The 13,323-nt window shown below is 48.2% G+C and carries 13 protein-coding genes; 2 read left to right on the forward strand and 11 right to left on the reverse strand.

Features of this window, described 5'->3' with window-relative positions:
* Positions 1–4: 4 nt before the first annotated feature.
* Positions 5–1,927: a threonine--tRNA ligase gene (gene thrS / locus P253_RS14580; protein WP_016659522.1), complete on the reverse strand. Its 1,923-nt coding sequence runs from the start codon at positions 1,925–1,927 to the stop codon at positions 5–7.
* A gap of 497 nt (positions 1,928–2,424) precedes the next feature.
* Between thrS and P253_RS14585 the strand changes: the two genes are divergently transcribed.
* On the forward strand, positions 2,425–4,068 hold the full coding sequence (locus P253_RS14585; protein ID WP_016659523.1) for an acyl-CoA synthetase: 1,644 nt from the start codon (positions 2,425–2,427) through the stop codon (positions 4,066–4,068).
* Between the two features lie 130 nt (positions 4,069–4,198).
* Here the strand turns inward: P253_RS14585 and yjgA are convergent, their stop codons facing one another.
* From yjgA to mazG, 9 genes are all read right to left on the reverse strand, one after another.
* A complete protein-coding gene (yjgA, locus tag P253_RS14590) occupies positions 4,199–4,732 on the reverse strand; it encodes a ribosome biogenesis factor YjgA (protein ID WP_016659524.1) in 534 nt (177 codons plus the stop codon).
* A 2-nt stretch (positions 4,733–4,734) separates the two neighbouring features.
* On the reverse strand, positions 4,735–5,004 hold the full coding sequence (locus P253_RS14595) for an HPr family phosphocarrier protein (protein WP_034598158.1): 270 nt from the start codon (positions 5,002–5,004) through the stop codon (positions 4,735–4,737).
* Positions 5,001–5,852 (reverse strand): RNase adapter RapZ, encoded by an 852-nt coding sequence (gene rapZ, locus P253_RS14600; RefSeq protein WP_016659525.1) that lies wholly within the window; start codon positions 5,850–5,852, stop codon positions 5,001–5,003. The genes P253_RS14595 and rapZ overlap by 4 nt, the downstream gene beginning before the upstream one ends.
* Before the next feature lie 27 nt (positions 5,853–5,879).
* Positions 5,880–6,725 carry a pantoate--beta-alanine ligase gene (panC, locus tag P253_RS14605; RefSeq protein WP_016659526.1) on the reverse strand — a complete coding sequence of 282 codons (846 nt, stop codon included), beginning with the start codon at positions 6,723–6,725 and terminating at the stop codon, positions 5,880–5,882.
* Positions 6,726–6,728: 3 nt separating this feature from the next.
* Positions 6,729–7,538 carry a 3-methyl-2-oxobutanoate hydroxymethyltransferase gene (gene panB / locus P253_RS14610; RefSeq protein ID WP_005182412.1) on the reverse strand — a complete coding sequence of 270 codons (810 nt, stop codon included), beginning with the start codon at positions 7,536–7,538 and terminating at the stop codon, positions 6,729–6,731.
* Between the two features lie 45 nt (positions 7,539–7,583).
* Positions 7,584–8,072, reverse strand: a complete 489-nt coding sequence (folK, locus tag P253_RS14615; protein WP_005182411.1) for a 2-amino-4-hydroxy-6-hydroxymethyldihydropteridine diphosphokinase — start codon at positions 8,070–8,072, stop codon at positions 7,584–7,586.
* On the reverse strand, positions 8,069–9,541 hold the full coding sequence (gene pcnB / locus P253_RS14620) for a polynucleotide adenylyltransferase PcnB (RefSeq protein WP_005182410.1): 1,473 nt from the start codon (positions 9,539–9,541) through the stop codon (positions 8,069–8,071). Before pcnB ends, folK begins: the two co-directional genes overlap by 4 nt.
* A gap of 136 nt (positions 9,542–9,677) precedes the next feature.
* Entirely contained in the window at positions 9,678–10,091 is a 414-nt protein-coding gene (locus P253_RS14625; RefSeq protein WP_016659527.1) for a ComEA family DNA-binding protein, read from the reverse strand.
* Positions 10,092–10,101: 10 nt separating this feature from the next.
* A complete protein-coding gene (gene mazG / locus P253_RS14630) occupies positions 10,102–10,863 on the reverse strand; it encodes a nucleoside triphosphate pyrophosphohydrolase (RefSeq protein ID WP_016659528.1) in 762 nt (253 codons plus the stop codon).
* Between the two features lie 100 nt (positions 10,864–10,963).
* Here mazG and P253_RS14635 point away from each other — a divergent pair, with 100 nt between their 5' ends.
* A complete protein-coding gene (locus tag P253_RS14635) occupies positions 10,964–11,740 on the forward strand; it encodes an SDR family oxidoreductase (protein ID WP_016659529.1) in 777 nt (258 codons plus the stop codon).
* 65 nt (positions 11,741–11,805) lie between these two features.
* On the opposite strand, the gene der is transcribed toward P253_RS14635, so the two are convergent.
* A complete protein-coding gene (gene der / locus P253_RS14640; protein WP_005182406.1) occupies positions 11,806–13,218 on the reverse strand; it encodes a ribosome biogenesis GTPase Der in 1,413 nt (470 codons plus the stop codon).
* Between the last annotated feature and the right edge of the window lie 105 nt (positions 13,219–13,323).

Below are 13,323 nucleotides of genomic sequence, written 5' to 3' on the forward strand. Positions count from 1 at the left end.
TTTCTTACTCCACAATGTACCGGCCGCGTTCGGCAACGGCTGCTTTTACTAGGTCAACGAAAGCATCAATTGACATAGTACCCAAATTTTTTCCTGAGCGGGTACGCACGTTCACTGTACCTTCCTCTACTTCACGGTCGCCAAGAACCAGCAAGTAAGGAATACGCTCTAAAGTACGTTCACGAATCTTAAAGCCGATTTTCTCATTTCTCAAGTCAGAAATCGCACGAATACCGTTTTCTTTCAGTTTCTCGACGACTGACCCACAGGCTTCAGCTTGCGCGTCGGTAATATTCATTACACAGGCTTGTGTTGGCGATAACCAAGGTGGCATAAAGCCTGCATAATGCTCAATAAGTATACCAATAAAACGCTCAAAACTTCCAAGAATCGCACGGTGTAACATTACCGGCTGATCACGGTCGTTATCTTCCGTCACATAAGAAGCATCTAAACGTTCTGGCAAGTTAAAGTCACACTGAATGGTACCGCACTGCCATACACGGCCTAAGCAGTCTTTCAATGAGAATTCAATTTTCGGACCATAGAATGCGCCTTCACCCGGCTGTAGTTCCCAGGCCAGACCCGCTGCATCTAAAGCATCGGCCAGTGATTTTTCTGCCAGATCCCACAGTGCATCATCACCCACACGTTTTTCAGGACGAGTCGATAACTTCATTTGCACATCTTCAAAGCCAAAGTCTTTGTAGACATCTAAGGTTAACTGAATAAAGTCAGCAACCTCTTGGCCAATCTGCTCTTTGGTACAGAAAATATGCGCATCATCTTGAGTGAAACCACGTACCCGCATAATACCGTGCAATGAACCCGATGGCTCGTTACGGTGACATGAACCAAATTCTGCCAGACGGATTGGTAAATCACGATACGACTTTAGGCCCTGGTTAAACACCTGCACGTGACATGGGCAGTTCATTGGCTTCACTGCGTAGTTACGGTTTTCAGAATGCGTGGTAAACATGTTTTCCGCATAGTTCGCGGCATGACCCGATTTTTCCCATAAGGTGAAATCGACCACCTGCGGGGTACGGATTTCCTGATAACCGTTGTCCTGCTGCACTTTACGCATGTACTGTTCCAGCACCTGGTAAATGGTCCAGCCATTTGGATGCCAGAACACCATACCCGGCGCTTCTTCCTGCATATGGAACAGGTCTAAGGCTTTACCAATTTTACGGTGGTCACGCTTTTCTGCTTCTTCAATACGTTTGATGTAGGCAGCCAGCTGTTTCTTGTCAGCCCAGGCGGTACCATAAATCCGTTGCAGCTGCTCGTTTTTGGCATCACCGCGCCAGTAAGCACCCGAGATTTTGGTCAGCTTGAATGATTTTAAGAATTTGGTATTTGGTACGTGCGGACCACGGCACATATCCAGATAGTCCTGATGGTAGTACAAGCCCATTTGAGTTTCTTCAGGCATGTCTGCAATCAGGCGCAGTTTGTATTCTTCGCCACGCGCAGTGAATTCAGCAATGACTTCATCACGCGGGGTCATTTTTTTCACAACATCGTAGTCCTGGTCGATGAGCTTTTTCATACGCTCTTCGATGGCCGCCATGTCATCTAAAGTAAATGGACGTGGCATCCAGATGTCATAGTAGAAACCTTCTTCAATGACTGGACCAATCACCATTTTTGCTTCAGGGAACAATTGTTTTACCGCATGGCCCACCAGGTGCGCACAAGAGTGACGAATAATTTCGACCCCTTCTTCGTCTTTCGGTGTGATGATTTGTAAGGTGGCATCTTCAGTAATTAAATCGCAGGCATCGACTAAACGATCGTTCACACGACCTGCCACAGTATTTTTGGCAAGACCTGGGCCGATGCTTTGTGCAACTTCCATCACAGATACGGCTTGATCAAATTGTTTTTGATCACCATTCGGCAAAGTGATAATTGGCATAGAAAATCCTTAAGGAGTGATGCCCCGTACCATGGAGCATGTCACCGCGAGATTATGATCGAGGAGAACCTCAAAAGATAAAAAACGGTGGTAAATAAAAAATCGACTAGAATTTTACACGTCTTGGCGCGGTGATTAAACCTTTTCTCCGAGAAAATTCAAATTAAGCCTCGTGTTTATGCTTAATTTTTTCCGATTTAAAAAAATGTGCTGCATGGGCCAATTTTATTTCCGGATTTACCGGTCAAACGGATGATGTGGCTTTTTATATGCTGATCTGGCCAATCTATCTGCAACTGCTATCATCAGCTACACCCAGATAAAAAAGAAATATCTCCATACAATTTTACCGGATCAAAAAAGGTTTATATTTCAGATGATAGCGTGCCTATTCAGCAGCAATACCGCTCACTCGACTAAAGAATAACTGCAAGCCTGCACTGAAATGAATATCTTTAAACCAGAGAAACAATAAATATGATTAGGGAGTAATAATAATGGTTAGCGCATATGATCAATTGCCGCGTACCCCTGCCAATTTCGTGGCCTTGTCTCCACTGAGATACCTTGAACGCGCTGCTTATATCTACCCGCATCAGGACGCCATTATTCACGGTAAACGCCGCATTACCTGGCGAGAAAAATATCAACGTTGCCGCCAGTTTGCCCATCAGCTACAACAGCTGGGGGTCGGCAAGAATGATACCGTGTCCACCTTACTCCCGAACGTACCAGCCATGCTGGAAGCACATTTTGCCGTACCAATGGCAGGCGCCGTCCTCAATACCCTCAACACCCGGCTCGATGCCAAAAGTCTGGCCTTTATGCTGGAACATGCCGAATCCAAAGTGTTACTGGTTGATCCGGAATTTTCCGCCGTGGCCAAAGAAGCGCTGGCGCTGGTGCCACAAGAGATTTTTGTGATTGATGTTGAAGATGAGCTGTATGAGCAGTGCTTTACTGCCCCGATTGGCCAGATTGAATATGAAGACTGGCTGGCTGAAGGCGATGCCAATTTTGAATGGTCACTCCCACAAGATGAATGGGATGCGATTAGCCTGAACTATACCTCTGGCACCACTGGCAACCCGAAAGGCGTGGTCTATCATCATCGTGGGGCTTATATCAATGCCGCCAGTAATATTATTGCCTGCGGCATGACCCCGCGCGCGACCTATTTATGGACCTTGCCGCTGTTCCACTGCAATGGCTGGTGTTTTGCCTGGACCATGGCGGCCAATGGCGGCACCAATATCTGCCTGCGCAAAGTCGATCCTGAACTGATTTTTAAGCTGATTGCTGAACACAAAGTTGATTACTTCTGCGGCGCACCGATTGTACTGTCGATGCTGATTAATGCCCCGGAACAGCAGCAGATCAAAATTGAGCATCGCGTAGAAGTGATGGTGGCCGGTGCTGCACCACCTGCGGCGATTATTGAAGGGATGCGTAATCTGGGCATTAACGTGACCCATGTTTATGGCTTAACTGAAACCTATGGCCCATCGGCGCTATGTGCATCACAAGCTGGCTGGTCCGAACTGACCATTCAGGAACAGGCGCAATTGCATTCACGCCAAGGCGTGCCGTATCCGCTGCAAGATGGCATGAAAGTCCTCGACCCGGAGACCATGCAACCGGTACCGAACGATGGCGAAACCATGGGCGAAATTATGTTCCGTGGCAATATCGTGATGAAAGGCTATTTAAAAAATCCGGAAGCGACGGCCGAAGCCTTTGCCGGTGGCTGGTTCCATACCGGCGACCTGGCCGTTTGCCAGCCGGATGGCTATGCCAAAATTACCGACCGCTCCAAGGATGTGATTATTTCCGGCGGTGAAAATATTTCCTCGCTGGAAGTTGAAGAAGTGTTGTATCAGCACCCTGCGGTCCTCACCGCGGCAGTGGTGGCCAAACCGGATCCGCGCTGGCAGGAAGTGCCGTGCGCCTTTATTGAAATTAAAGAAGGTAAAACCGTGACCGAAGATGAAATCATTACCTTCTGCCAGCAGCATCTGGCGCGCTTTAAAGTGCCAAAAGAAGTGGTGATTACCGAGATTCCTAAAACCTCGACCGGCAAATTACAGAAGTTTGTATTACGTGAATGGGCCAAAGAACGCGCTGTCGGCGAGTTCGGTTAAAGCCAGCCGAGATGTTGATGCGGGTCATAGTGCCCGTTTTCACATCAGTCACCCAAAAATGAACCGCAATAAAAAAACGACTCCATTGAGTCGTTTTTAATGGCTTCGGACCAGATGAAGTCTGATTAGCTTAATTGTCAGATAACAGCGCCACTTGCTGCACATAGTTAAACAATTTTAACTTGGATGCTTCCAGCTCTGCTTCCGGCATTTCCACTCTCAAATCACGGTGAATGCGCAACACATGCTGACGCAGGGTATGTCGTTCTGCCGCATTATAAGTTTTGCAGAAATCATTAATTACCGGATCACCATCTTTAATAATCCGCTCGACCCAGCGTTGCAGCTGTGCGGTTTTTTTGGCACCCTGCTGCGGGGTTAAATAAGACAGAATCACCGATTCATCTTCATTGCGCAGCAGTTTCCCAATCCGCTGGAACTGACGGCGACGCGCCTCATGCGAACTGATATTCTGCACTTCAATGAGTGCATCAATTAAACGCTCATCTACAGGAAGCTTTTGAATTTGCTTCGGGTTCAGTTGAGCCAACTGCTCGCCCAAAGCAGCCATACGCTGTACGGCTTTTTTCTGTTCAGTTTTACTTGCACGTCCTTCTAAAGATTCGAAATCATCTTCGGTAAAACGGTGCGGTCGACGTGCCACGATTAATCTGCCTCGTAAAATTTTGCTGCAAAAAGTGCCTGAATTTCAGATAAAGCTTGTTCTTCATCTGCACCTTCAATCACTAAACGTAAAGTTGTGCCCTTACCTGCGCCGAGCATGAGCAGGGACATGATATTTTTTGCATCGACCAACTTGTCACCTTTGCCAATTTGAATGGACGAACGGAATTTCGTGGTGACTTCAATCAGTTTGCCTGATGCACGCGCATGTAAACCTAGTTTATTAATTACGTCAACAGTTGTGTCAATCATGACCAGTGCTTCATTTCCCGGTGTAAGACTTGAATAGACCATTGTGCCTCAAGTGCCTTTTTTAGTCTATCCACCATATAAACAGATCGGTGCTGCCCACCGGTACAGCCAATAGAGATGGTCATATAATGACGATGCCCTTCTGCAAATGCAGGTAGCCATTTATTTAAAAACTGATAAATATCCTGGAACATTTCATTGGTCTGTTCATGCTGTTCCAGAAACTGTTGCACCGGCTCATCCAGCCCGGAATATTTGCGCAAAGACAGATCCCAATGTGGGTTCGGCAAATGCCGGATATCAAAGACATAGTCGGCATCCAGCGGAATACCATACTTGTAGCCAAAAGATTGCAAAATCACAATCAGTTTATCGGTCTGACCCAGCTTCGACAGCAAGGTATGCTTTAAGTCATGCACACTCTTGTCGGTGGTATCAATGTGCACCGTGGAGCGCAGCTGAATCGGCATAAGCAGGACTTTTTCTTCCTGAATGCATTGATGCAGACTTTTAAACCGGCTGGCCAGAGGATGCGGACGGCGCGAAGCACTAAAGCGGGTGATCAGCTCCTGATCTTGGGCGGTCAGATAAATAATATCGACCGAGCCATGACCTTGCAGCTGTTCAAACACCTGGTCAAATTCCTGCAAATTGGCGCGGGTACTGCGTACATCGACCCCTAGCGCCAGCTGTTCCAGATTATTTTCCAGATCAAGCTTGGCCACAATTTCGGGCAGCAATGCCAGAGGAAGGTTATCAATACAGTAATATCCGAGGTCTTCGAGAACCTGCAAAGCCGAGGATTTTCCTGAACCTGATTGTCCGGTCACAATCAAAATACGCTTCATGACAAGGCTGTCCTTTCCATTGCTGAGCTATGCAGTCGGTTTGATCTGCATATTATCAATTAAGCGGGTGCTTCCCAATTTTGCCGCCACGAACAAAACAATCTCTTGATTAAATTCATCAATTTTTTGCAGTTCAGGTGTACGTGCCTCTACATAGTCCACAACAAAGCCGGCCTGCGTCAATGCTGCCTTAATATTCGCTAACACTTCTGACAGCTTTTCACCCTGTTGCAGTGCCTGTTCAGCATTTTTCAGGCTTTGATAAATTACTGGTGCCGTTTTACGTTCCTGTTCACTTAAATAACCGTTACGGGAACTAAGGGCCAGACCATCCTCTGCCCGGACAATTGGCACGCCAATCACTTCCAGTGGAATATTCAGGTCACGTACAAACTGACGGATCACCGCCAGCTGTTGATAATCTTTTTGGCCAAAGAAGGCATAGTTCGGCTGCACAATATTAAACAGCTTGGTCACCACCACCGCGACACCATCAAAATGTCCCGGACGCTGCAAACCACACAGGTCTTCGGTAATTTCAGACACACTGATGTTGGTTAAACGCGGGCTTTTGCCATACATTTGCTCGACAGAAGGTGCAAATACGATGTCACAACCGGCTTCTGCCAGCAATTGACTGTCTTGTTCCAAGGTCCGTGGATAGTTGTCAAAGTCTTCATTTGGACCAAACTGAATCGGGTTCACGAAGATGCTGACCACCACCACATCACATAATTGACGCGCTTCACGCACCAGGCTCAGATGGCCTTCATGCAAATTGCCCATGGTCGGGACAAAACCAATAATTTTACGCGCTGCACGTGCAGGATTTAATGAGGCTGCCAATCCCTGAATCGTGGTTTCTGTTTTCATGTTTTACAACTCAACTTGGAAAGTTTGTTCACGTGCCGGGAAAGAACCGTCTTGTACCGCAGCATGATAGGCTTTGAAGGCATCTAAAATGGCTGTTTCACCAGACTGCTCTTTCATAAAGTTCCGTACAAATTTGGCAACGCGGCCAAACGTCAGACCCAGCATATCTTGCACCACCAGCACCTGACCATCGGTGTCTGCACCGGCACCAATCCCAATTACCGGAATATGCGGGAACAGGGCGCTAATTTCCTGACCAAGCTGCGCCGGTACACATTCCAGCAATAACAGCGCAGCACCGGCATCAACTACCGCCTGACAGTCGGCAATCAACTTGTCCGCCGCTTCACGGGTACGCGCCTGGAGTTTATAACCGCCAAAGACATGTACCGATTGCGGCGTCAGGCCCAAATGCACACACACTGGAATTCCGTTACGGGTCAGCACTTCTACGGTTTCAGCCAGCCAGGCACCACCTTCCATTTTGACCATTTGCGCACCGGCCTGCATCACGGTTTTCGAGCTTTGCAGTGCATCATTCAAGGTGGCATAACTCATAAATGGCAGATCGGTCATGATAAAGGCATGCTGATTGCCACGACGCACTGCTGCCGTATGATAGGCCATATCTTCAACGGTCACCGGCAAGGTAGAGTCACGGCCCTGAATCGACATCCCCAGCGAGTCGCCAATTAAAATACTATCAATTTCAGCAATTTCCATTGCCTTGGCCATACTCGCATCATAACAAGTCAGGCAGGAGAATTTGCGACCATCGGCTTTAAATTGTCTTAAGTCACTGAGACTAATCATGGAGATGTTCCTCTAGGAAAAGCATAGAACATGCTAAAAATCACTTTAAATATTTGCCCAGTGTTCATGGTCCAGCACATCCAGTGCGGGCTGTTGAATGAACGGCAAGTCTTTTAATAATTGCGTATGCACACGCAGTTCGGGGTCTAAATCCAGTAATGGAATCACCACGAAATCGCGTTCTAAAACGCCGACATGCGGCACAGTCAGACGTTCATGCTGAATCTGCTCCTGTCCATAGAGGAGTAAATCCAGATCGAGCGTGCGTTCACCCCAATGGCGTAAACGCACCCGTCCGGCTTCCTGCTCAAAACGCTGCAGCTGATCCAGCAATTCCAGCGCCGGTAAATCTGTACGCAGCTGTACCACCGCATTTAAATAATTCGGCTGGTCTTGTGGCCCCATCGGCGGACTTTGATACAGTTTAGAGGTTTTGACCTGACCCAACGTCGCCAGCTTGTGCACAGCTTCGGTCAGAATCTGGCGTGAATCGCCCAGGTTACTGCCCAGGCCAATATAAGTCACCCTACTCATTGTGTTGGCCCGAAAATAACCTGACTTAAATCCCGTTGTACCCGCTTGCGCTTCAGAATTGGATGGTCTGCACCAATCCCCGAGCCATTGCTTGATGATGTTGATGCAACCTGGGCACGGGCATCTTCCTGCTGTTTGGCTTTACGGGCACGGCGGCTGCGTGGCTCCGGCTCATTCACCAGCGGTTCAATTTCGGCGGTCTGCGCGGCATTCAGCTGCTGCTCCAGATGTTCTTCCTGTGCAGCTTTGCGACGGCTCTTGGCCCGCTGACGGTTGTACTGGCCAATGGCACGTTCTTTTTCATCGGTGCTCATGGTCTGGTACTGATCCCACCACGTACCCATCTCTTGAGTCTGGGCATCGCCAGATCTTTCACGCAGCAGCAAAAAGTCGAAACCGGCACGGAAACGCGCATGGTTGGACAAGGCAGCAATTTGCTGAGGTTTTGGATTCAGCAAACGGGTTTGCATTTCCCAGACTTCACGAATAAAGGTTTCAGCAAAACGCGGAATCACCGTGCGGGTGGCCTGACGTTTCAGCACATCCAGTCCAGCCTGGGCACGCGCTTCTGCCGGAATTACCCCTTTGGACAGATAAAAATCACAGCGCTCTAAAAATGGCTTCCACAGCAGCACCGCATAGAAAAAGGCCGGGTTGATGGTTTTGCCAATCGCAATGCGCTGATCGGTATTTTTTGCAGCCAGTTCAATAAAGGGAGTGATGTCCGGCTTGATGTCGGCAAAAAGCTGACGCCAGATACCGAAGTCAATCAGCATCGGCAAGACGCGATTTAAATGCCCCATGGTGAACAGTTTTTGCGATTCATCATACAGACGGTGCGGAGAAACATCGCGCAGCAACTGGGTCATTTCCGGAGTAAAAATCTCCAGAATGGCCGGATCAATATTGAAATTCAGCTTGGCCGCAAAACGTAAGGTCCGCAGCATCCGCACCGGATCTTCTTCAAAACGGACGGTCGGATCACCGAGCAGACGCAAGGTTTTGGATTTAATGTCATCAACTGCATGACAGAAATCCAGCACGATTCCTTTACGTGGCTGGTAATACAAAGCATTGATACTGAAGTCACGACGGGCAAAATCCTGCTCAATCGTGCCCCAGTTATTGTCTCTTAAAATCATGCCCGCAGCAGAGGTCACCGCTCTTTTCGGCGGTGCACGGAAGGTAGCAACTTCCACCAGTTCACGTCCAGAATAGACATGAGCCAGCTCAAAGCGGCGTCCGATAATGCGACAGCGGCGTCCGAACACCTCTTTGACCTGAGATGGCGTGGCATTGGTCACGGCATCAAAATCCTTCGGATTCAGGCCCAACATCAGGTCACGAACACCACCACCAACGATATAAGCTTCATAGCCAGCTTTGGTTAAAGCATCAATAACATCTAGAATGTAAGCAGGTAATTGCGTGGTTGATAAACCACATTTTGACGCGCGCAAAGTTTGCAAAAGACGCTGTCTCCTACGTCTGAACGTAAAATAGATTAGATGACGCTAATCATATCTCTAACACAATCAAAGGGCAATTTGATTATCTCAATACTCGGGCCCGGCTGATGCGGTGTTGGCCGATGATCAGACCCGATTAAATACCCAGCCGGTGCCGGTTTTTGGCCAATAATGCCGGTCCAATCCCTTTGACCAGCTGTAAATCTTCAATCCGTTTGAATTTTCCATGCCGATTGCGGTACTCAATAATGGCTTCCGCCTTCTTTTGTCCCACGCCAGATAATTGCTGTAATTGCGCGGCTGTTGCCATATTCAGATTAATTTTTTCACTGCTGCCTGCGCTAGCTGAACGGGGTTGGGAAGTCTTCGTAGAAGCCGACGGGCTTAAGCGGGCATCAATCGCCTCTTGTTCGGCCTTCCATTGCAGATAACGCGCATCATAATTTTCTGCCTGCGCATTTTGCAGCGCGAAAAAACTACAAAACACGCAGAACATTAACGCCAGTTGAATTAGAGCTTGAACGTGTTGAAATCTTATTCTTCTTGTCATGGTCACTCTGTCATTTTAATTGTTGTTTTGCCTGCTCCCACAACTGATCCATTTCAGCCAACGACACCTGTTCTATATTTTTATGCTGCTGTTGTAACTGCTGTTCAATGAAAGCAAAGCGGGTTCTAAATTTATGTACGGTACTCAGCAAAGCCATTTCGCTGGACAGACTCAGTTTACGGCCAACATTAATTAAAGAAAATAAACAGTCACCCAGCTCATCCAGAATTTCGTCGGAATTTTGCCGATCCACCGCCTGTTTCAACTCCTGCAACTCTTCATCGACTTTCTGCATCGCACCAGTGACATCGGGAAAATCAAAGCCAATCTGTGCGACATTGTGCTGTAATTGCTGCGCCTGCTGAATGGCCGGGCCATGTTTGACCTCAGATAAGCGCGATGCAGGTTTGCCGGCTTTTTCCTGCTGTTTAATCTGCTGCCACAATGCACTGACATCTTCCGGGCTTAAGGCCGCAAACTGCTCGGACTGAAATACATGCGGATGACGGCGAATCATTTTATCGGTAATGGCCTGCACCACATCCTGAAAGTCAAAAGCACCCTGCTCGCTATACATTTGCGACTGGAATACCACTTGCAGCAATAGATCACCCAGTTCTTCTTTGACGTCCTGAGCATGACCACTGCGCACGGCCGCTTCGACTTCATAGGCTTCTTCAATTGCATACCTGGTCAGCGATTCCGGGGTCTGCTTCTGGTCCCATGGGCATTGCTCACGAAGCTGTTTCATCACTGCCAATAACTGATCCATGCCGATTTCTACCTTCTTTAACCATCATCTACATAAAAATATTTGCTATGCTCTCAACAGAACAACACTTTGAAAAACAAAAACACAAGGAGTTAGCCACATGCACAGTATCTTCATTAGTGGTGCAGCACAAGGCATTGGTGCAGCAGTGGCCCGCTTATTTTATCAGGCGGGTTATAAAGTCGGAATTTATGATTTAAATGTTGCACAGGCCGAGCAACTGGCGCAGCAGCTAGGTCCCAATGCGCAAGCCGGCGGGCTGGATGTCGCGGATTATGCACAGTGGCAAACGGCTTTGGCGCGTTTTGTAGACTGGGCTGGCGAGCTGAATATTTTAGTCAATAATGCCGGTATCTTATATTCGGGTGCTTTTGAAGACACCGAGATTCAGGCGCATCAGCGTACCATGCAGGTTAATGTCAATGGGGTGCTAAATGGCTGTCATGCCGCACTGCCTTATTTAAAACAGGCGACTTTTGCCCGGGTGGTGAACCTGTCATCAGCTTCGGCCATTTATGGACAGGCCGATCTGGTATCGTATTCGGCCAGCAAATTTGCGGTACGCGGTATAAGCGAAGGGCTGGATGTTGAATGGCAAAAATACGGTATCCGGGTGCTGGATGTGATGCCTCTGTTTGTACAAACCGCCATGGTCAAAGATATGGATGCCGGCACCATCCAAAATATGGGGGTACATTTAAGCGCGGAAGATGTGGCCGATGAAATTTTCAGTTGTGTTACGCGAAAAAGCTCGCTATTTACCGCCACCCATCAGCCGGTCGGACTAAAAAGCAAATTCCTTTTTACCCTGTCGCGCCTAAGCCCGCAGTGGGTGAATCGTTATAGCAATATGTGGCTGGCACGGCGTCCAGACTAGAAACTGATGGCCATAAAAAAGCCCGAATCTGATTCGGGCTTTTTTTGTATCAAGTAACAAACCGCTTAACCGCGTTTAAATTTCTTCTCGGCTTTCTTAAACTTCTGTACATAACGACGACGACGCGCAGCAGTACGTTCATCCACCTGTGATTTACGTCCTTCAAACGGGTTCTCAGAGGTTTTAAATTCAATCTTCACCGGAGTTCCTTCCAGCTTATAGACCTTACGGAACACGTTTTCCAGGTAACGACGATAATCGGCCGGGGTTTTATCCACCTTGTTACCGTGAATTACAATCGTTGGCGGGTTCTGGCCTCCCATGTGTGCATAACGCATTTTAATGGCACGACCCTGCACTTTTGGCGGATGGTGCGCTTCAGTTGCATCATTCAAAATCTGAGTCAGTTTGGCTGGTGATACTTTTAAGCGCGAAGACTCATAAGCACGATGAATCGATGGATAAAGATCACCCACCCCAGTGCCATGCAGCGCTGAAATCAGGTGAATACGCGCCCAAGGAATAAAGTCAAAGCGGCGCTCGACATCCAGCTTACACTGCTTGCGATCATATTCAGACATGTTGTCCCATTTATTGATCGCAATCACCATGGCACGGCCAGCTTCCAGCGCATAACCAATCAGGTGCAGGTCCTGCTCGACAATCCCTTCACGGGCATCGACCACCACAACCACCACGTTGGCATCTTTCATCGCCTGCAAGGTTTTTACAATCGAGAATTTCTCGATCATTTCATCGACCTTGCCTTTACGGCGTACACCGGCAGTATCAATCAGGGTGTATTTACGCCCTTCACGCTCAAACGGAATATAGATCGAGTCACGTGTTGTGCCCGGCTGGTCAAAAGCAACCACGCGCTCTTCACCCAGCAAACGGTTCACCAGCGTCGATTTACCCACGTTTGGACGACCAATAATCGCTAGACGCAGACCCGTGTCTTCATCACGCTCTTCCGGGTTTTCATCTTCCGGCACATCTTGCAGTACTTCTTCCAGCATCTGCTGAACACCGCGACCATGGCTGGCGGCCACTTGCATTGGCTCGCCCATCCCCAGTTTAAAGAATTCAACCAGCGCGGCTTCTGCATGTACGCCATCGACCTTGTTGGCCACCAGAAAGACTTTTTTACCCAGCGTACGCAGTTCACGGGCAATCTGCTCATCCGAAGCCAGCAGACCGGCACGCGCATCGACCACGAAGATGATCATATCGGCTTCATGGATGGCGGTTTTCGACTGCTCGGCCATGTAAGAATCGATACCACCTTCAGATTCGCCAATACCGCCGGTATCGACCACGATGAAGGATTTATTCTGATAGGTCGCATCACCATATTTACGGTCACGCGTCAGGCCGGCAAAGTCTGCGACCAGAGCATCACGACTCTTGGTGATCTGGTTAAACAACGTTGATTTTCCGACGTTCGGACGACCAATGAGCGCAATTACGGGTTTCATAGATTAACCTTTATTTGAGATCAGTCCACTACACGGGTCTGAACATCAGAAACAAATGGGAAGAAAAAATTTCAGTCAAAGACCTGAATAAAAACACGGGGCATT

This window comes from Acinetobacter indicus CIP 110367, assembly GCF_000488255.1.
Taxonomy (GTDB): Bacteria; Pseudomonadota; Gammaproteobacteria; order Pseudomonadales; family Moraxellaceae; genus Acinetobacter; species Acinetobacter indicus.

Excerpts from the sequence above, each read along its gene's own strand:
- thrS (WP_016659522.1), bottom strand. The coding sequence starts at position 1,927 with ATGCCAATTATCACTTTGCCGAATGGTGATCAAAAACAATTTGATCAA.
- P253_RS14585 (WP_016659523.1), top strand. The coding sequence starts at position 2,425 with ATGGTTAGCGCATATGATCAATTGCCGCGTACCCCTGCCAATTTCGTG.
- P253_RS14595 (WP_034598158.1), bottom strand. The coding sequence starts at position 5,004 with ATGATTGACACAACTGTTGACGTAATTAATAAACTAGGTTTACATGCG.
- rapZ (WP_016659525.1), bottom strand. The coding sequence starts at position 5,852 with ATGAAGCGTATTTTGATTGTGACCGGACAATCAGGTTCAGGAAAATCC.
- panC (WP_016659526.1), bottom strand. The coding sequence starts at position 6,725 with ATGAAAACAGAAACCACGATTCAGGGATTGGCAGCCTCATTAAATCCT.
- panB (WP_005182412.1), bottom strand. The coding sequence starts at position 7,538 with ATGATTAGTCTCAGTGACTTAAGACAATTTAAAGCCGATGGTCGCAAA.
- folK (WP_005182411.1), bottom strand. The coding sequence starts at position 8,072 with ATGAGTAGGGTGACTTATATTGGCCTGGGCAGTAACCTGGGCGATTCA.
- P253_RS14625 (WP_016659527.1), bottom strand. The coding sequence starts at position 10,091 with ATGACAAGAAGAATAAGATTTCAACACGTTCAAGCTCTAATTCAACTG.
- mazG (WP_016659528.1), bottom strand. The coding sequence starts at position 10,863 with ATGGATCAGTTATTGGCAGTGATGAAACAGCTTCGTGAGCAATGCCCA.
- P253_RS14635 (WP_016659529.1), top strand. The coding sequence starts at position 10,964 with ATGCACAGTATCTTCATTAGTGGTGCAGCACAAGGCATTGGTGCAGCA.
- der (WP_005182406.1), bottom strand. The coding sequence starts at position 13,218 with ATGAAACCCGTAATTGCGCTCATTGGTCGTCCGAACGTCGGAAAATCA.